This window comes from Streptomyces sp. NPDC107765 (assembly GCF_055657085.1).
The window spans coordinates 442,448-460,460 of sequence record NZ_JBVKBL010000005.1 but is presented as its reverse complement, the minus strand read 5'-3'; the positions used below and the strand labels follow the sequence as shown (position 1 = coordinate 460,460).

Genomic DNA, 18,013 nt, shown 5'->3' with positions numbered 1-18,013 from the left:
ATCAGCCCCCCACCGCAACGGCCTGCGCGAAACCGCCGTCCACCATCAGGTTCGCCACCGTCTCCAGCTCCGGCGGATTACCCGCCAGCCGCTGCAGAAATTCGTCGAAATCCGCCCCGCACGGCAACAACAACCGCTCCACCCGCTCCTGCACCGTCCAGCCGTCCCGGTCCCGCGCATCGTCGTACGGGCAGAACCACACCGAACCCCGCCCCTCACCGCGCACCTTCACCGCGACCACACCACCCTGCGCGAACGCCACGCCCAGATAGTCCTTGGTGAAGTGGTCCCGCAGGCACTTGTTCACGTACACCAGGTCATTGACCGCCGCATCGTCCCGCACCGTGAAGAACGGCTGGTCCACCAGCAGCCCCAACTCCGCGTCCAGCGCCGCACCCACCGGCGCACACCCGCCCGCCGCCTTCACGAACGACCGGTACGCACCCGGCAGCCGGTACCCCAGCGCCTCCTCGGCCTGGACCACCTGCTCCTCACCCACCGACAGATCACGGTGCGGCAACCCGAAATGCGCCGGCCGGGTCTCCTGCAACGGCCGCGTCCCGCGCTTGTCGTGCGCCACCGCCGCCGTCGCCAGCCCACCGTGATGCCGCAACAGCGCCTTCACCTCGACCGGGATCAGCTCCATCCGCCGGGTACCCGCCACGTGATGCCAGGTCCAGCCGTGCGGCGTGGCCACCGGCGGCACATCTATCCACAGCTCGTGCCCCTGCGCGTGCAGCGCCGCGTTCGCCGACACATAGTCCGTCAGCCTCAGCTCATCGACCCCGAAACCCTCCGGCGGCTCGGCGATCTCCGCCGCGGCCCGGGCGTACGGCGTGAAATCCGGGAAGCCCCGCCCGTCCATCCGCACCCCCGCCGGATACCGCGCGGCACGCACCGGATCCGGAAAATGCACGACCTGTCCGGCATAGGCCGCATTCGGTGGCGCGGCATGTCCCGCCGCCTGGGGGCCGGGTGGAACCCCCAGCCCTGGCCGACCTGTCGTCATCGCGGTTGCCCCCTGGCTGAAGCTGGCTTTGGGGCACAGCCTATGCCGTACCGCAACACCCCCCGCCGCCCCCGCCCCGCACGTCAGCGCCACCCCCCGGCCCGGCGACGACCCGCCTCCCACCCGGCGGAACCCCCTCCTCCGCCCCCGCGCCCCCCGCCCGTCAGCCCCGCGACACACCGGCGTCACCCGCCGGCCCACCGCCCCTGAACCCCGCACACCACCCCGCCCACCAGCCCCGTTGGCCACCGGCCGACACCCCGTCAGCCCCTCGTGATCACCGCGACAGGCCGTCCGACTACCGGAACACCCAGCACATTTGGCAGGCTGACCCCCGCAACCGGGGGGTTTGCAGGGAGGGAAAGCACCACGGATGAGCACCACGGCACGTCACAGCACCGGCACCGGCACCGGCGACCCCCGCATCGGCTGGAGCGGCACCGCCGACACCCACCGCCCGCCGGCCCTGCACCACCGCCGCGACGGCATCCTCCCCACCATCGGCGCCGCCCTGTCCGTACGCGGCCACACCCTCACCTGCACCGCCAGCAAGGCCGAACAGCCCCCACCGCTCCACCCCCTCGTCCAGGACTTCCTCGACGCCCTCCCCACCGCACAACGCGAACGCTTCACCGGACGCTGCCCCGAAGCCGTCCTGCTCTCCCGCCACCTCACCGCCGTCGAGACCAACCGCGGCAAACGCGCCTCCCGCAAGCCCCTCACCAACGGCGAAGCCCGCCGCTCCCTGAAACACTCCAAGATCACCGCACGCCACATCCGCGAGGACGGCGACCCCCAGCACGGCAGCTACGCCCCACCCTGCCGCTCCTGCGACGCCCTCCTCGCCCACTTCGGCGTCATGCCGATCGGCGCGACGCCCACAGGGAGCTGAACGCCACCATGCCGCCCACCACCCCCGGCCCGCGCACCCCCGGACCCCGCGACGCCACCCACGACCGGACCCCCGGCCGCACCGACTCCACCCGATTCCCCGCCGCCGTCGACGTCGCCCTCCAGGAAGCCGGCTGGCAACCCGGCCGCTGGGACATAAAGCAGGCCGAACACTGGGCCGACACCCTCCGCGCCCACACCTCCCCCGCCGGCCACCGCCACACCGTCTTCCCCGCCGCCGTAGAAGCCTGGGCCGAATTCGGCGGCCTGCGCATCACCGGCCCCGGACCCGGCCGCCACATCGCCCCCACCCCCTTCGTCATCGACCCCCTGCACGGCCTCCACCTCGCCCGCACCCTCGGCGACCTCGGCCGCGCCCTCGCCACCGACGTCGCCCCCCTCGGCCGCGAGGAACTCCCCACCCACGACGGCATCCACCCCCAGGCCGCCCTCGCCATCGACGCCGAAGGCCGCATCTACAGCCTCGACCACACCGGCGACTGGTACCTCGGCGCAGACATCGACACCGCACTGGGCACCCTCGTCCTCGGCACCCGACCGAGCCGCCTCTCGCCCCACGGGACCGACTGACCCCGAGGCACGGCCCGACAACGCCCCCGCCGGCGCAGCACCCCCACCCGGCGGACCGCCGGAAGAAACCGCGACCCGGGTCAGCCCACGACGCGCGGCGCCGGCGAAGGCGCCGGCAGAACCGCCGAAACCCGGAAACCACCACTGTCCGTCGGACCCGAGACAAAGACCCCACCCAGGGCCGTCACCCGCTCCCGCATCCCCACCAGACCATTGCCCCCGCTCGGCAGCCCCGCATCCGCCGCCCCGCCCTCACACGGACCGTTCTCCACCTGCACCGCCAGCTCACCCTCACGATGCGCCAGACGCACCCGCGCCCGGGCACCCGGCGCATGCTTGTGGACGTTCGTCAACGCCTCCTGAACCACCCGGTACACCGCCCGCTCCACCCGCGCCCCATAACGCGGACGGACCGACTCCCCCTCGCCACCGGCCACCGACAGCTCCACCACCATCCCGGCCGCCCGGGACTGCCCCACCAGATCCCCCAGATCATCCAGACCCGGCCCGTCCGGATCCCCCTCCCCCGACGACACCTCCACAGCCGAACCCCTCCGACCCGGGTCCCGCTCCCGACCTTCCCGCTCCGGATCCCCTTCGGCCGCACCCCGCGCCCGCACCCCCGACGCCACCGCCGCCAGCCGCTCCGGCACATCCGCCCCCGCAACACCCCGCGACGCCGACCCCTCGGCCGTCCGCAGCACCCCGAGCATCTCCCGCAACTCCGTCAGCGCCTGCCGGCCCATGTCCCCCACCAGAGCCGCGTTCTTCGACGCCTTCTCCGGATCCTTCAACGCCACCGCCTGCAACGCCGCCGCATGCACCACCATCAAACTCACCCGGTGCGCGACCACGTCATGCATCTCCCGCGCGATCCGCGTCCGCTCCTCGTTACGGGCCCACTCCGCCCGCTCCTCGGCCCGGTCCGCCAACAGCGACAGCTCACGCTCCAGACCGTCCGCACGCTCCCTCAGACTCTCCACCAACCGCCGCCGCGCACCGACGTACAACCCCCACAACACCGGCGGCGCCGTCAGCACCAGACCCAGCGCCAACGCCATCACCGGCACCAGCCACACCGGCGGATTGAAGTCCGGCTGCGACGCGATGTCCTGCCGCATGCTGAGGAACGTCGTCACCAACGTCCCCGTCACCGTCATACCGGCCAACAACGCGGTGATCCGACGCGGCACATCCGACGCGGCGAGCGTGTACAGCCCCACCACACTCAGCAGTCCGCCCATCTCCGCAGGCATCACCGCTATCGAAACCAGCACCACCACCACGGGCCACCGGCGACGCACCAACAGCACCGGACCCACCAGCACACCGAGCAGCGCCCCCAGCAGCTCCGGCAGATGCGCCCCATGCGCAAAACTCACGCCCTCGAGCAGGCACTCCACCGTCGAAGCAGCCGCCAACGACGCATCCAGTACGGCGCTGCGCCGCCGCGCCCACCACCACGGCCCACCTATCGGCGCACCCCGCGCGCCCACACCTTCACTTGCCCCCGTCGCGGTCATACCGACCAGCCTACGGGGGCCTCCACCGGTTCCTCCGCCCAGTTATGGACGCCCGCCCGCCCGGATACCAGCCTTACCCTCGGTTATCCCTCGAACTGTTGAATCGCCCACGTTTTCGATGCTCTGGCGTGTCGTGTCCCGTCACCCTGTTCCCATGTCGCACACCCAACGGACCCCCTACGACTACGAAGCGTTACGCCACCACGCCCTCGCCCTCCGCCGCGCCGGCCTCAGCCGCCGCCAGATCCGCGACCGGCTGTCCCTCCCCCTGACCGACGCCGCCCTGACCTCCCTCCTGGAAGGTGAGCCGCCGCCCGACTGGACCAGGCGCCCGAACGCCAAGGACGACCTCCGGGCGAAGGCACGCGAGCTCCGCAAGCAGGGGCGCACCTACAACGAGATCGTGGCGGAGCTCGGGGTCGCCAAGAGCTCCGTGTCGCTCTGGGTGCGCGATTTACCCAAGCCTCAGAAGTCACCCGAGGCCATGCACCAGATGCGGGAGGCGCGGTGGGCGCCGTACCGGGAAGCCCGGGACCGCGCGATCGAGCAGACGAAGGCGGAGGCGGCGAAAGGCATCGGCACACTCAGCGAGCGGGAACTGTTCCTGATCGGTGTCGGCCTGTACTGGTCGGAGGGGAGCAAGAGCAAGCCGTACCAGCGCAGAGAACGGGTCATCTTCGTCAACAGCGACCCAGGCATGATCAAGGTCTACATGGCCTGGCTGACGCTGCTCGGCGTCGAGCGTGAGCGACTGCGTTTCTCCGTGATGATCCACGAGTCTGCCGATGTGGCAGGCGCCGAGCAGTACTGGGCGGACCTGGTGGGCGTCGACGTCCCCGACCTGTGCAAGACGGTACTCAAGAGGCACAACACCAAAACGGTGCGCAAGAACGTGGGCGACGACTACCGAGGCTGCTTCGTGGTCCGCGTTCTTCAGTGCGCTGAGCTCTACCGTCGCATCGAGGGTTGGTGGGCCGGCATGGTCAAATCGGTGTCCACGCCCGGCGCAGGCTCAGGTATGGTCTGACGCACTGTCCCCCGTGGTGTAACTGGCAGCACACTGGTTTTTGGTACCAGCAGGACAAGGTTCGAATCCTTGCGGGGGAGCCAGTGCAAGTTCGGGTCCTGATCGCAAGATCAGGACCCGCCGTCGTTTCGCCCGCAATACGCCCCGGTATCCTTCGGGTGACCACCACCCGAAGTAGCCAAGAAGCCGAAGGGCATCCCCGTGAGCGCCAACCGCCCGGCAGCCGTCGTCGTTCTCGCAGCGGGTGAAGGTACCCGCATGAAGTCGGCGACCCCCAAGGTCCTGCACGCACTCTGCGGCCGCTCTCTCGTCGGCCATGTCGTCGCCGCCTCCCGTGAGCTGGACCCCGAGCATCTCGTCGTGGTCGTCGGCCATGCCCGGGAGCAGGTGCGGGCGCATCTCTCCGAGGTCGATCCCGGGGTGCGGACCGCCGTCCAGCACGAGCAGCGGGGTACCGGGCATGCGGTCCGTACGGCGCTGGAGGAGCTGAGCGACAGCGGTGTCGTGCTCGACGGCACGGTGATCGTGGTCTGCGGGGACACGCCGCTGCTGACCGGGGAGACGCTGCGGCGGCTCGGTGAGACGCATGCGGCGGACGGGAATGCCGTGACGGTGTTGTCGGCGGAGGTGCCGGACGCGACGGGTTACGGGCGCATCGTGCGGGATGCGGCGTCGGGTGCGGTGACGGCGATCGTCGAGCACAAGGACGCGTCGGAGGCGCAGCGGGCGGTCCGGGAGATCAATTCGGGGGTGTTCGCCTTCGATGCCCGGCTGCTGGTGGATGCGCTGGGGAAGGTGCGGACGGACAACAGTCAGGGTGAGGAGTACCTGACTGATGTGCTGGGGATCGTGCGTGAGGCGGGGCATCGGGTGGGGGCGGCGGTGGCCGCTGATCACCGGGAGATTCTGGGGATCAACAACCGTGTGCAGTTGGCGGAGGCGCGGCGGCTGCTGAATGAGCGGTTGCTGGAGCGGGCGATGCTGGCGGGTGTGACGGTGGTGGATCCGGCGTCGACGTTCGTGGACGTGTCGGTGTCGTTCGAGCAGGACGTGACGGTGCACCCGGGGACGCAGCTGTTGGGTGCGACGTGTGTGGCGTCGGGTGCCGAGGTGGGTCCGCATTCCCGGCTGACGGATACGTCGGTGGGTGAGGGTGCGGTGGTGTCTTTCACGGTTGCTGAGGGTGCGCGTATCGGTGCGGGTGCGAATGTGGGCCCGTATGCGTATCTGCGGCCGGGGACGGATCTTGGTCCGCGGTCGAAGGCCGGCGCGTATGTGGAGATGAAGAACGCGTCGGTGGGTGAGGGTACGAAGGTGCCGCATCTTTCGTATGTGGGGGATGCGACCATTGGTGAGTTCACCAATATCGGTGCGGCGAGTGTGTTCGTGAACTATGACGGTGAGGCGAAGCACCACACGACCGTTGGTTCGCATTGCAGGACGGGGTCGGACAACATGTTTGTGGCTCCGGTCACGATCGGGGACGGCGCTTATACGGCGGCGGGCTCGGTCATCACCAAGGATGTGCCCCCGGGTTCGCTGGCGGTCGCGCGTGGCCAGCAGCGGAATATCGAGGGTTGGGTCGCGCGTAAGCGGCCTGGAAGTGCCGCCGCGCAGGCTGCTGCGGCTGCTCGCCGGGAGTCGGAAGGCGAGCGGTGATCGTGCAACCAGGTGCGCCGTGCGGGGCGTACCGTGATGAGCGCACGCAAACTGTGATTCGAGGAGATTTGCTGTGACCGGGATCAAGACGACCGGCGAGAAGAAGCTGATGCTCTTCTCCGGCCGCGCCCACCCCGAGCTGGCCGAGGAGGTCGCGCACCAGCTGGGTGTGGGCCTGGTCCCGACGAAGGCTTTCGACTTCGCCAATGGTGAGATCTATGTCCGCTATCAGGAGTCGGCGCGTGGCGCGGACTGCTTTTTGATTCAGAGCCACACGGCTCCGATCAATAAGTGGATCATGGAGCAGCTGATCATGATTGATGCGCTGAAGCGGGCTTCCGCTCGGAGCATCACGGTGGTCGTGCCGTTCTACGGTTATGCGCGTCAGGACAAGAAGCACCGGGGTCGTGAGCCGATTTCGGCGCGGCTGATCGCGGATTTGATGAAGACCGCGGGTGCGGACCGTGTGGTGACGGTGGATCTGCACACGGATCAGATCATGGGCTTCTTCGACGGCCCGGTGGATCATCTTTTCGCGCTGCCGGTTCTTGCGGATTACGTGGGCGCGAAGGTGGACCGGGAGAAGCTGACGGTGGTTTCGCCGGACGCCGGCCGGGTGCGGGTCGCCGACCGTTGGTGTGACCGTCTGGGTGCGCCGCTGGCGATTGTGCACAAGCGGCGTGACAAGGACGTGGCGAATCAGGTCACCGTGCATGAGGTGGTCGGCGATGTGAAGGACCGGGTGTGTGTCCTGGTCGATGACATGATCGACACCGGTGGCACGATTTGTGCGGCGGCGGATGCGCTGTTCGCGAATGGTGCGTCGGATGTGATCGTGACGGCGACGCATGGTGTGCTGTCGGGTCCGGCGGCGGATCGGCTGAAGAATTCGAAGGTGAGTGAGTTCGTGTTCACGAATACGCTGCCGACGCCTTCGGAGCTGGAGCTGGACAAGATCACGGTGCTGTCGATGGCGCCGACGATCGCCCGGGCGATCCGTGAGGTGTTCGAGGACGGTTCGGTGACGAGCCTGTTCGAGGAGCAGTGAGTGTGGTGATCGTCGGTGTCCGTGGGGTGGGGTAGGTCCCCGCGTCCGCTGGGCGTTTGAGATCCATTTTGGGGCGGCCTTCCTGCCGGGTAGACTCGTGGAGTTGCTCGGCGAGGGAGGCCGCCTTTTTTGGGTGGTTGTCCGTTATCGACGCGCTCTTCGTAGCAGGTCTGTCGTGGGCCGGGTGACGCCCACCGGATGTTTCTGAGATACGAGGAGTGCTGTCATGGCTGAGGTGAAGCTTTCCGCTGAGGTGCGGGACGACTTCGGTAAGGGTGCGGCCCGCCGTCTGCGTCGTGAGGCGAAGGTTCCGGCGGTGATCTACGGTCACGGTGCGGAGCCGCAGCACGTGGCGATCGACAGCCACGCGCTGATGATGGCGCTGAAGACGCCGAACGCGCTGCTTCGTCTGGAGTTCGGCGGCAAGAGCGAGCTGGTCATCCCCAAGGATGTGCAGCGTGAGGCGATCCGTCGTTTCCTGGTGCACGTGGACTTCCTGGCCGTGAAGAAGGGCGAGAAGGTCACGGTCGAGCTGCCGATCCAGACCGAGGGTGAGCTGGCTCCGGGTGGCAACCTGCTGGAGCACGTGCTGAACACGCTGCCGGTCGAGGCCGAGGCGACGCACATCCCGGAGTCGGTGACCGTGTCGATCGCGGGCCTGGACGCGGGTACGTCGGTGCTGGCGAAGGACATCGCGCTGCCGTCGGGTGTGTCGCTGGCGGTGGAGGACGAGACCGTCGTCCTGCAGGTCGTCGCGGCGCAGGCGGAGGCTCCGGCCGAGGAGGGTGCCGAGGGCGAGGCCGAGGGCGCCCAGGCCTGATTCGTTTCCGGGGCCGGTGTGCCCTGGTGATTCTTTTGGTGACCGTCGTCCCGTGCCGTTTGGCGCGGGGCGGCGGTCGTGCCGTTGGAGGAGGGTGCAGATGGCGGATGCGGACAGCCCGTGGCTGGTGGTGGGTCTCGGTAATCCGGGTGCGGAGTACGCGGGTAATCGGCACAACGTCGGTTTCATGGTGGCGGATCTTTTGGCGGAGCGGTTGGGGGGCCGTTTCAAGTCGCACAAGGCGCGGGCTCAGGTGGTGGAGGGCCGGCTGGGTGCGCCGGGGTTGTCGAGTCGCCGGGTGGTGGTGGCGAAGCCGTTGTCGTTCATGAATCTGTCGGGTGGGCCGACGACCGCCTTGCGGGATTTCTTCAAGGTGCCGGTGGCGCATGTGGTGGCGGTTCATGATGAGTTGGACATTGATTTCGGTGCGCTGCGGCTGAAGCTGGGTGGTGGTGACAACGGTCACAACGGTCTGAAGTCGATCACGAAGTCGTTGGGGGCGGATTATCACCGGGTGCGGTTCGGGATCGGGCGTCCGCCGGGTCGTATGCCGGTGGCGGATTTCGTGCTGCGGGACTTTTCGTCGGTGGAGCGGCGGGAGTTGGACTATTTCGTGGATCGTGCGGCGGATGCGGTGGAGACGTTGATCGTGGATGGTTTGGAGCGGGCGCAGAGTACGTACAACTCGTGATCGAGTGCTTTTAGGGGACGGGTCGGGGCAGGGTCTGACGAATTGTTGTCGGAGGTTGACGGGTGCTGGTGGATGGCCAAGGATCGCGGCCATGCCCAAAAGCAGTACGCGCACCCGTTCGGTCAGACGCAGTCGTTGGCGGCGGCTCGGTGAGAGCGCCTATGGGGTGGTGCTGGTCGCCCGGACGGGGTTGATGGGGCTGCTGGCGTTGCTGTTGCTGGTGGCGGGGGTGTGGACCTCGTGGAGCACGGCGAAGTACGCGATGCTGGTCAAGGGCCGGGAGCGCGGGGTGCTGACGGTGTCGGCGTGTGCGGGTGAGCGGTGTTCGGGTCCGTATGTGCCGGTGGCGGGGACGGGTCGGCCGCGGCCGCGGGTGTCGATCGCGCAGGCGGCGGCGCCGGAGAAGGGTGAGCGGGTCGAGGTGGTGCTGAAGCCGGGGACGTCGCGTGCGGTGCGGGCGGGGACGGCGGGGGTGCTGCATGCGTGGGTGCCGTTCGCGGGGGCGTTGTTGCTGGCGGCGCTGGTGGTGGCCGGGGGGATGCGGATGCGGCGTACGGCGTGGGGGATGGGGTTGTTGGGGGCGGCGTTGTTGGGGGCGGCGTTCGCGACGATGTAGCGCATCTGGAATTGATACGGCGGCGGCCGGCTCCTTCGGTGAAGGGGCCGGCCGCCGCCGTTTGTGCGGGGGTGTGTCGGGTCAGCCGGTGTTGCGGAGGCCGGCGGCGACGCCGTTGACGGTGAGGAGCAGGGCGCGGGCGAGTACCGGGTCGGGCTCCTCGCCGCGTTCGGCGGCGGTGCGCTGGCGGTGGAGGAGGGAGACCTGGAGGTAGGAGATCGGGTCGAGGTAGGCGTCGCGGATGTGGAAGGTCTGCTTGAGGACGGGGCTGGCGTCGAGGAGTTCCTTCTCGCCGGTGATGCGCAGGACCTCGGCGACGGTGAGTTCGTGTTCGGCCTTGATGACGTCGAAGACGTGCTTCAGTTCGTCCGGCACGAGGGTGTCGACGTAGTGCTGGGCGATCCGCAGGTCGGTCTTGGCCAGCGTCATTTCGACGTTGGAGAGGAAGTTGCGGAAGAAGTGCCAGTGCTCGTGCATTTCGTCGAGGACGGTGTCGAGGCCGGCCTCGCGGGCGGCCTTGAGGCCGCTGCCGACGCCGTACCAGCCGGGGACGATCTGCCGGGACTGGGTCCAGCCGAAGACCCACGGGATGGCACGCAGACCGTCGAGCGAGACGCCCGAGCCGGGGCGGCGGGAGGGCCGCGAGCCCAGGTGCAGGTCGGCGAGCTGGTCGACCGGCGTGGAGGCGAGGAAGTACGCCGGGAGGTCGGGGTCCTCGACGAGGCGGCGGTAGGCGCCGTGGGCGGCCTCGGAGACGGTTTCCATGGCCGCGTCCCACCGGGCGAGGGCCTCGTCCGACTGGCGGGGTGCGGTGTGCAGCGCGGAGGCCTGGAGGGTGGCGGCGACGGTCAGTTCGAGGTTTTCCCGGGCCAGGGACGGGATGAGGTACTTGTCGGAGATGACCTCGCCCTGCTCGGTGACCTTGATCTCGCCTTCGAGGGTGCCGTAGGGCTGGGCGAGGATCGCGTCGTGGGAGGGGCCGCCGCCGCGGCCGACGGTGCCGCCGCGGCCGTGGAAGAGGCGGAGGCGCACGCCGTGCCGGTGGGCGACGTCGCGGAGGAGTCGCTGGGCGCGGTGGATCTCCCACTGGGAGGTGGTGATGCCGCCGAACTTGGAGGAGTCGGAGTAGCCGAGCATGACCTCCTGGACGTCGCCGCGGAGGGCGACCAGGCGCCGGTAGGAGGGGTCGGCGAGCATTTCGTCGAGGAGCTGGTCGGCGATCTTGAGCTCCTCGGTGGTTTCGAGGAGCGGGACGATGCCGATCTTGGCCCAGCCGGCGTGCAGGTCGATGAGGCCGGCCTCGCGGGCGAGGACGGCGGCGGCGAAGACGTCGTCGGAGCCCTGGCACATGGAGATGATGTAGGACTCGACGACCTCGGGGCCGAAGGTTTCCTTGGCCTTGAGGATGGTGCGGAAGACGCCGAGGGTCTTGGCGCCGGCTTCGTCGAGGGGGGCCGGGGTGGGGGCGAGCGGGCGCCGGGAGCGGAGTTCCTTGGCGAGGAGCTTGCGGCGGTAGTCGCGCGGCATGTCGGCGTAGCGCCAGGATTCCTCGCCGAGGCGGTCGAAGAGCTGGCCGAGGGTGTGGTGGTGGGCGTCGGCGTGCTCGCGGATGTCCATGGTGGCGAGCTGGAGGCCGAAGGCGCTGATGGTGCGGATGGTGCGTTCGAGGTGGCCGTCGGCGACCAGGCCGCCGCGGTGTTCGCGCAGGGAGGTCTGGAGGAGGGTGAGGTCGTCGAGGAGCTCGGTGGTGCCGAGGTAGTCGCGGCCGGGGACGTGCGCGGTGTCGCCGGCGAGCCGCTCGCGGGTGTTGACGAGCTTCTGGCGGATGCAGGTGGCCTTGAGGCGGTAGGGCTCTTCGGCGTTGAGGCGCTTGTAGCGGGGGCTGATCTCGGGGAGCACGTCGAGGTCGCGCTGGAGGGATTCCAGGAGCTCGTCGGTGGCGCCGCAGTTGCGGATGGAGTTGGACAGGGCGCCGCGGAGCTCGTCGACGTGTTCGAGGGCGTCGGTGATGCCGTGCTCGTGCTGGAGGATCAGCACGTCCCAGGTGACCTGGGGGGTGACGTTGGGGTTGCCGTCGCGGTCGCCGCCGATCCAGGTGCCGAAGGTGAGCGGGCGGGTGCCGGGGGGCAGCGGGGCGCCGGCGCGTTCGAGCTCGGCGGCGAGGTCTTCGAGGACGTCGCCGACGGCGCCGCGGGCGAGCTCGTCGAGGTAGTAGATGGCGTTGCGGGCCTCGTCGGTGGGCTCGGGGCGGGCGACGCGGAGTTCGTCGGTCTGCCAGATGAGGTCGATGCTCTCGGCGAGGCGGAGGTCGGTGCGGCGGCGTTCGGTGGCGTCGGTGCGGTCGAGCAGCTCGGCGACCTTGCGGAGCTTGGTGAGGACGGAGCGGCGGGCGGCCTCGGTGGGGTGGGCGGTGAAGACCGGGCGTACGCCGAGGTTGCGGGCGGTGTTCCGCAGGTGCTCGGGGTCGGCGTCCTTGAGCATGTCGGCGGTGCGGGCGAGGATGCCGCCCTCGGCGGCGCGCTTGGCGCGCAGCTCGCGGCCGCGGTGGACCTGCTCGGTGACGTTGGCGAGGTGGAAGTACGTCGAGAAGGCGCGGACGAGCTTGGCGGCGGTGGCCAGGTCGGTGTCGCCGAGGAGGCGGGCGGCGGCCTCGCCGTCGGAGCGGGTCAGGGCGCGTACCCGCTCGACGAGGTCGAGGAGCTCGGGGCCTTCCTGTCGGACGAGGGTCTCGCCGAGGAGGTCGCCGAGGCGGCGGATGTCGGCGCGCAGGGCGACGCCGGCGGCCTCGGCGGGCTCGCTGGTCGCGGTCTCGACGGGGGTGTTGTCGGCACTGCTCACTGGTGCTCCTTGCGGCGATCAGGGGCGTCGCTCCGCGGCTCGCTGGGAGGGGTGGTGGGGGGCGACGCGTGGGCAGGTCTGATGCGGGCGGGTTGCGGACCGCGCTGTCCGACGTCCCCAGGATAGGACTGCCCACTGTCGGCGGATCACACCGTCCGATGGGTGGGCATCCGTACCGGGAGGTGGTGGTGTGGGGCCTGTCACGGCCTTGCCCGTGGCGGTGGCACTGCCATACTTACGAGACCGTAGGTTACGGTTCCGTAGGCCGTAGCCGTGCCCCCGAGCCCCCGACGAGGGACATCATGACCGCAGGTCCTGAAGCCGTAGAAGATCCTTTGCTTTCTTCCGATGCGTCCGGGCGGACCGGTGCTCCGCAGCCGTCCGCGACGCTGGGGGGTGAGCAGCGCCGGTCGGTCGAACAGATCACGCTGCTGCTGTTCATCACCGTTCCGTTCGTGGCGCTGGTGGCGTCGGTGCCGTTGGCCTGGGGCTGGGGGGTGAGCTGGCTGGACCTCGCGCTGATGACGGCGATGTATTTCATCGGCTGCCATGGCATCACGATCGGTTTCCACCGTTATTTCACCCATGGGTCGTTCAAGGCGAAGCGTCCGCTGCGGATCGCGCTGGCGATCATGGGGTCGCTGGCGGTGGAGGGTCCGCTGGTCCGCTGGGTGGCGGATCACCGCAAGCACCACAAGTTCTCCGATGCGGAGGGTGATCCGCACTCTCCGTGGCGGTTCGGTGAGACGGTGCCGGCCCTGATGAAGGGCCTCTGGTGGGCGCACATCGGCTGGATGTTCGACGAGGAGCAGACGCCGCAGCACAAGTACGCGCCGGATCTGATCAAGGATGAGACGATCCGGACGATCTCGCGCCAGTTCGTGCTGTGGACGACGGTCTCGCTGCTGATCCCGCCGGTCGTGGGCGGGCTGGTGACGTGGTCGTGGCAGGGTGCGGCCACCGCGTTCTTCTGGGGTTCGCTGGTCCGGGTGGCGTTGCTGCATCACGTCACGTGGTCGATCAACTCCATCTGCCACGCGGTGGGCAAGCGCCCGTTCAAGTCCCGCGACCGCTCGGGCAACGTGTGGTGGCTGGCGGTGCTGTCCTGCGGGGAGTCCTGGCACAACCTGCACCACGCGGATCCGACGTCCGCCCGGCACGGCGTGCTGAAGGGGCAGGTGGATTCCAGTGCCCGGCTGATCCGCTGGTTCGAGAAGGCGGGCTGGGCGTACGACGTCCGCTGGCCGAACGCGTCGCGCGTCGAGGCCCGGCGCAAGGAGACCGCCGCTGTGGGGTAGCCCGCGGCGGTGACGGGGGAAGGCATGATTGACGAGTGGCGATCGACGACAGTAGTACGAGCAGCAGTAAGAGCAAGTCTTCCACCGCCGCGGGCACGCGGCGGGCGCGCAGGGTCCGGATGACCGGCGCGGAGCGCCGTGAGCAGCTGCTGGACATCGGTCGCACGCTCTTCGCCGAGCGCGGCTTCGAGGGCACGTCGGTGGAGGAGATCGCCGCGAAGGCCGGGGTCTCCAAGCCGGTGGTCTACGAGCACTTCGGCGGCAAGGAGGGGCTGTACGCGGTCGTGGTGGACCGCGAGATGCGCCAGCTGCTGGACATGGTGACCGGCGCGCTGACCGCCGGCCATCCCCGCGAGCTCCTCGAACAGGCCGCGTTCGCGCTGCTCGACTACATCGAGACGTACACCGACGGTTTCCGCATCCTGGTCCGCGATTCGCCGGTCGCCCAGTCGACGGGCACGTTCGCCTCGCTGATCAGCGATATCGCCACCCAGGTCGAGGACATCCTCGGCATGGAGTTCAAGAACCGCGGCTTCGACCAGAAGCTGGCCCCGCTCTACGCCCAGGCCCTGGTCGGCATGGTCGCCCTGACCGGGCAGTGGTGGCTCGACGTCCGCAAGCCGAAGAAGGCCGAGGTCGCCGCCCATCTGGTCAACCTGGCCTGGCACGGCCTGGACGGGCTGGAGCAGAAGCCGCGGTTGATAGGGCACCGGAAGAACTGAGTTGTTGTGCACAAGGTGCATCTTGTGAAACCCTCTGCACATGACTGAGATCACCATCAGCTCCGCCCGCTCCCAGCTCGGCGATCTGGTCCGCCGCGCGGCCCACGGCCGCGAGACGATCGCCCTGACCGACCACGGGCACGTGGCGGCGCTGCTCGTCTCGCCTCAGGTGATAGAGGATCTTGAAGACGCTTTGGCCGTTGCCGACTATCAGCGGCGGAAGGCGGAGGGCACGCTCGGAGAGGGCATCCCCATGGCCGAGGTGCGCAAGCGGCTGGGGCTCGAACAGCGGTGACCTACGAGATCATTTTTGAACCGCAGGCCCTCGACTCCGCAGCCCGGTTCTTGAAAGAGGACCCGAGCGGCCTGGCCGTGGTCCTGGACACCATCGACAAACTGGCCCATGACCCCCGCCCGGCGGGATCCGTGCCCTACGGGCTCGAAATCCGCCGCCTGCGCGTCGGCGACTACCGCGTCCTCTACGTGATCGACGACAGCGTGATCCGCGTCCTGGTCACGAACCTGGGCCGCACCCCGTAAACCGTGCCGGCCTCGAACCAGCGGGCTTGCCGTGCCTCCCCAGGCAGGCGGGCGAGCTGGTGTGTCCGAGGCCGGTGTGCACGGGCCGGGGTCAGGCCGCCGGTTTCCGGGCGATGGCGAAGATGCGGCGGAAGGGGAAGACGGTGCCGTGGGGGCCGGTGGGGTAGGCCTTGCGCAGGGCGTCGCGGTATTCGGCGAGGAATGCCTCGCGGGCCGCGGGGTCGTCCTCCAGGGCGGTCAGGACGGGGCGCAGTGCGGTGCCCTTGACCCAGTCGAGGACCGGGTCGTCGCCCTGCAGGAGCTGGACGTAGGTGGTTTCCCAGACGTCGGCGTCGCAGCCGAGGTCGGTGAGGCGTTCGAGGTAGGCGGCGGGTTCGAGGATGTGGATGAAGCGCCTGCCGTGGGTGGTGAGGCGTTCACGCCACTGGGGGGCGTCGCACAGCTCGCCCAGGAGGGCGTGGCTGGGCGAGGTGAAGTTGCCGGGGACCTGGAAGGCGAGGGTGCCGCCGGGTGTGAGGGCGTCGATCCAGCGCGGCAGCGATTCCGGATGGTTGGGGACCCACTGCAGCGCCGCGTTGGAGACGATCAGGTCGAAGGGCTCGTCGGGGGTCCAGTCGGTGGCGTCGGCGGGCGCGAAGTCGAGGTGGCCGCCGCCCGGGGTGGGGCCGGCGTGGGCCTCGGCCTCCTTGAGCATCTCGGGCGAGTTGTCGTATCCGGTGATGTGCGCGTCGGGCCAGCGGAGGAGGAGCTGGGCGGTGACGTTGCCTGGGCCGCAGCCGAGGTCGGCGATGCGGGCGGGTCGGTCCCGGCGGGGCAGTTCCGGTATCCGGGCGAGCAGGTCGAGGAAGGGGCGGGTGCGGTGCCCGGAGTGGCGGAGGTACTGCTGCGGATCCCAGGTTGGTGCGTCGTGCATGTTCAAAACCCTTTCGTCGTGCAGGGCTGGCACAAGGCTGGCGCGGTCGGATGGGCAGTTCCGGTTCGGGCCGTGGCGGCCGGAAACCGAGCCTCCGCCGACGATGCCCCATAGTCCAGCCAAATATATCTCGACGTCAAGAGACTTCATGTCGACAGACCCTCTACACTGATCGTCATGGAGGACGAGGTCGACCGACTGGTCGCAGCATGGCGCCGGGAGCGCCCGGACCTCGACGTGGAACCACTTGAGGTCCTCAGCCGCGTCTCCAGGCTGGCCAGACATCTCGACCGGGCCCGGCGCATCGCGTTCGCCGAGGTGGGCCTGGAACCCTGGGAGTTCGACGTCCTGACGGCGCTGCGCCGGGCCGGGGCGCCGTATCAGCTCTCCCCCGGAGCGCTGCTGACGCAGACGCTGGTCACCTCGGGGACGATGACCAACCGCATCGACCGGCTCGCCAAGAAGAACCTCGTCGAGCGGCTGCCCGACCCCAGTGACCGGCGGGGAGTGCTGGTCAGGCTGACTCCGGAGGGCCGCGACAAGGCCGACCAGTCGCTGGCCGGTCTGCTGGTACAGGAACGCGCCATCCTGGCCGAACTCTCCCGTCAGCAGCGCGGCGAACTCGCCGGGCTGCTAAGGAAGCTGACCGGGCCGTTCGACAACATCCCGGGGTAGCCGGTCGCGCCCCGGTGAGGCCGCCCGGCCCCCGACGGTGGCCACCGCCCCGCCCGCGTGCGACTTTTCGGGGCGGAAGAAGGGCGCGCACTCCCGGGCCGGCGGCGCGGGCGCGGTCGCCGGAGGTCGCAGGGGCGAAGGCACCACCGCGGGAACACCTCGTCAGCCCGCGCACGACACCGTGCCGCACACCGCAATTGGGGGCGCGTAAGCCCACCTTGTGCGCCCCCTGATTCGACGCGCGCCCCCTGCGCACCCCGTCCCCTTGCCCGTGGCTCCCGTTGTGCACTTGGATCGCGCCATGAGCCAGCAGCGCGCACCGCACCGGCCCCGCGGCCCGTACGGCAGGCGGTTCGAGGACCATACCGTCGTGGTGTCCGGGGCCGCCGCCGGCATCGGGGCGGCCACCGCAGACCGGCTGGCCGCCGAGGGTGCCGGCGTGCTGCTGCTGGACATCGACGACGACCGCGGCGAGCACCTCGCCCGGCGGATCCGCGCGGCCGGCGGCCGGGCCTCGTTCGAGCACGGCGACGTGGCGGCCGAGGCGGACTGGCAGCGGGCCGTCGAGGCCGCGCGGCGGCGCTACGGCCCGGTGGACGGGCTGGTGAGCAACGCCTACCTGCCGTACGTCGCGCCGGCCGACCGCACCCCGCTCGCCGACTGGGACCGGCAGCTCGCGGTGAACCTGACCGGCTCGTTCCTCGGCGTGCGCGCCGCCCTCGCGGACCTGCGCGAGCGGCAGGGCGCGGTGGTGCTGACCTCGTCCGTGCACGCCCTGGTGGGGCTGCCCGGCCGGCCCGCCTACGCGGCGGCGAAGGCCGGGCTGACCGGGCTGGGCCGCCAGCTGGCCGTCGAATACGGCCCGCAGGTACGGGTCAACAGCGTGCTGCCGGGCCCCGTACTGACCGCCGCCTGGGACGGCATCGGCGAGGAGGAACGGCAGGCCGCCGCCGCGGAGACCGCCGCCCGGCGGCTGGGACGGCCCGAGGAGGTCGCCGCCGCGATCGCCTTCCTGCTCTCCCCCGAGGCGTCCTTCATCACCGGCGCGAGCCTCGTCGTGGACGGCGGTTGGAGCGTGTACAAGAACTCGTCCTGACCGGGACGCGGGTCCCGGGCGCCCGCGGGCCGCGGACCGGCCCGCCCGAGCTTCGA

Annotated in this window: 18 protein-coding genes and 1 tRNA gene; 15 read left to right on the top strand and 4 right to left on the bottom strand. The window is 69.8% G+C overall.

All coding sequences use genetic code 11. The annotated features are described in order from the left end of the window. Nucleotide 1 precedes the first annotated feature (1 nt). A complete protein-coding gene (locus ACZ7MX_RS16100) occupies nucleotides 2–1,009 on the bottom strand; it encodes an SMI1/KNR4 family protein (RefSeq protein WP_472132553.1) in 1,008 nt (335 codons plus the stop codon). Between the two features lie 373 nt (nucleotides 1,010–1,382). Between ACZ7MX_RS16100 and ACZ7MX_RS16095 the strand changes: the two genes are divergently transcribed. Both ACZ7MX_RS16095 and ACZ7MX_RS16090 read left to right on the top strand, forming a co-directional pair. Beyond that, entirely contained in the window at nucleotides 1,383–1,901 is a 519-nt protein-coding gene (locus tag ACZ7MX_RS16095) for a YwqJ-related putative deaminase (protein ID WP_472132448.1), read from the top strand. Nucleotides 1,902–1,909: 8 nt separating this feature from the next. Continuing rightward, nucleotides 1,910–2,491, top strand: a complete 582-nt coding sequence (locus ACZ7MX_RS16090; protein ID WP_472132446.1) for an SUKH-3 domain-containing protein — start codon at nucleotides 1,910–1,912, stop codon at nucleotides 2,489–2,491. 80 nt (nucleotides 2,492–2,571) lie between these two features. Here the strand turns inward: ACZ7MX_RS16090 and ACZ7MX_RS16085 are convergent, their stop codons facing one another. Continuing rightward, complete coding sequence (locus ACZ7MX_RS16085; RefSeq protein ID WP_472132444.1) at nucleotides 2,572–4,014, bottom strand: sensor histidine kinase; 1,443 nt, start codon at nucleotides 4,012–4,014, stop codon at nucleotides 2,572–2,574. A 154-nt stretch (nucleotides 4,015–4,168) separates the two neighbouring features. Between ACZ7MX_RS16085 and ACZ7MX_RS16080 the strand changes: the two genes are divergently transcribed. The 7 genes from ACZ7MX_RS16080 to ACZ7MX_RS16050 all read left to right on the top strand — a co-directional run bounded on the left by ACZ7MX_RS16080 (nucleotide 4,169) and on the right by ACZ7MX_RS16050 (nucleotide 9,875). After that, a complete protein-coding gene (locus ACZ7MX_RS16080; RefSeq protein WP_472132442.1) occupies nucleotides 4,169–5,041 on the top strand; it encodes a hypothetical protein in 873 nt (290 codons plus the stop codon). 7 nt (nucleotides 5,042–5,048) lie between these two features. Further along, nucleotides 5,049–5,124, top strand: a tRNA-Gln gene (locus tag ACZ7MX_RS16075). Between the two features lie 118 nt (nucleotides 5,125–5,242). Further along, nucleotides 5,243–6,700 (top strand): bifunctional UDP-N-acetylglucosamine diphosphorylase/glucosamine-1-phosphate N-acetyltransferase GlmU, encoded by a 1,458-nt coding sequence (gene glmU, locus ACZ7MX_RS16070; RefSeq protein WP_472132440.1) that lies wholly within the window; start codon nucleotides 5,243–5,245, stop codon nucleotides 6,698–6,700. 73 nt (nucleotides 6,701–6,773) lie between these two features. Next, on the top strand, nucleotides 6,774–7,748 hold the full coding sequence (locus ACZ7MX_RS16065) for a ribose-phosphate diphosphokinase (protein WP_362613350.1): 975 nt from the start codon (nucleotides 6,774–6,776) through the stop codon (nucleotides 7,746–7,748). Between the two features lie 226 nt (nucleotides 7,749–7,974). Further along, complete coding sequence (locus ACZ7MX_RS16060; protein WP_472132438.1) at nucleotides 7,975–8,568, top strand: 50S ribosomal protein L25/general stress protein Ctc; 594 nt, start codon at nucleotides 7,975–7,977, stop codon at nucleotides 8,566–8,568. A 100-nt stretch (nucleotides 8,569–8,668) separates the two neighbouring features. Beyond that, the gene (pth, locus tag ACZ7MX_RS16055; protein ID WP_472132436.1) at nucleotides 8,669–9,259 is read left to right on the top strand and encodes an aminoacyl-tRNA hydrolase; all 591 of its coding nucleotides are present in this window, start codon (nucleotides 8,669–8,671) and stop codon (nucleotides 9,257–9,259) included. Between the two features lie 91 nt (nucleotides 9,260–9,350). Continuing rightward, nucleotides 9,351–9,875, top strand: coding sequence for a hypothetical protein (locus ACZ7MX_RS16050; protein WP_472132434.1), 525 nt, complete (start codon nucleotides 9,351–9,353; stop codon nucleotides 9,873–9,875). An 81-nt stretch (nucleotides 9,876–9,956) separates the two neighbouring features. Here the strand turns inward: ACZ7MX_RS16050 and ppc are convergent, their stop codons facing one another. Continuing rightward, nucleotides 9,957–12,713 carry a phosphoenolpyruvate carboxylase gene (gene ppc, locus ACZ7MX_RS16045; protein WP_472132432.1) on the bottom strand — a complete coding sequence of 919 codons (2,757 nt, stop codon included), beginning with the start codon at nucleotides 12,711–12,713 and terminating at the stop codon, nucleotides 9,957–9,959. A 302-nt stretch (nucleotides 12,714–13,015) separates the two neighbouring features. On the opposite strand from ppc, the gene ACZ7MX_RS16040 reads away from it, so the two are divergent. From ACZ7MX_RS16040 to ACZ7MX_RS16025, 4 genes are read left to right on the top strand one after another with little or no spacing between them, the layout of a single operon-like run. Further along, nucleotides 13,016–14,011, top strand: a complete 996-nt coding sequence (locus ACZ7MX_RS16040) for an acyl-CoA desaturase (RefSeq protein WP_472132551.1) — start codon at nucleotides 13,016–13,018, stop codon at nucleotides 14,009–14,011. 35 nt (nucleotides 14,012–14,046) lie between these two features. Then, nucleotides 14,047–14,733, top strand: coding sequence for a TetR family transcriptional regulator (locus ACZ7MX_RS16035; protein ID WP_472132430.1), 687 nt, complete (start codon nucleotides 14,047–14,049; stop codon nucleotides 14,731–14,733). Nucleotides 14,734–14,773: 40 nt separating this feature from the next. Further along, on the top strand, nucleotides 14,774–15,028 hold the full coding sequence (locus ACZ7MX_RS16030; RefSeq protein WP_472132429.1) for a type II toxin-antitoxin system Phd/YefM family antitoxin: 255 nt from the start codon (nucleotides 14,774–14,776) through the stop codon (nucleotides 15,026–15,028). Next, nucleotides 15,025–15,273: a type II toxin-antitoxin system RelE family toxin gene (locus ACZ7MX_RS16025; protein WP_472132427.1), complete on the top strand. Its 249-nt coding sequence runs from the start codon at nucleotides 15,025–15,027 to the stop codon at nucleotides 15,271–15,273. The genes ACZ7MX_RS16030 and ACZ7MX_RS16025 overlap by 4 nt, the downstream gene beginning before the upstream one ends. Before the next feature lie 91 nt (nucleotides 15,274–15,364). Here ACZ7MX_RS16025 and ACZ7MX_RS16020 read toward each other — a convergent pair whose 3' ends face one another. After that, nucleotides 15,365–16,186 (bottom strand): trans-aconitate 2-methyltransferase, encoded by an 822-nt coding sequence (locus tag ACZ7MX_RS16020; RefSeq protein ID WP_472132425.1) that lies wholly within the window; start codon nucleotides 16,184–16,186, stop codon nucleotides 15,365–15,367. 177 nt (nucleotides 16,187–16,363) lie between these two features. Here ACZ7MX_RS16020 and ACZ7MX_RS16015 point away from each other — a divergent pair, with 177 nt between their 5' ends. After that, nucleotides 16,364–16,861, top strand: a complete 498-nt coding sequence (locus ACZ7MX_RS16015; RefSeq protein WP_030413445.1) for a MarR family winged helix-turn-helix transcriptional regulator — start codon at nucleotides 16,364–16,366, stop codon at nucleotides 16,859–16,861. A 301-nt stretch (nucleotides 16,862–17,162) separates the two neighbouring features. After that, entirely contained in the window at nucleotides 17,163–17,957 is a 795-nt protein-coding gene (locus tag ACZ7MX_RS16010; protein WP_472132423.1) for an SDR family NAD(P)-dependent oxidoreductase, read from the top strand. Nucleotides 17,958–18,013: the final 56 nt, after the last annotated feature.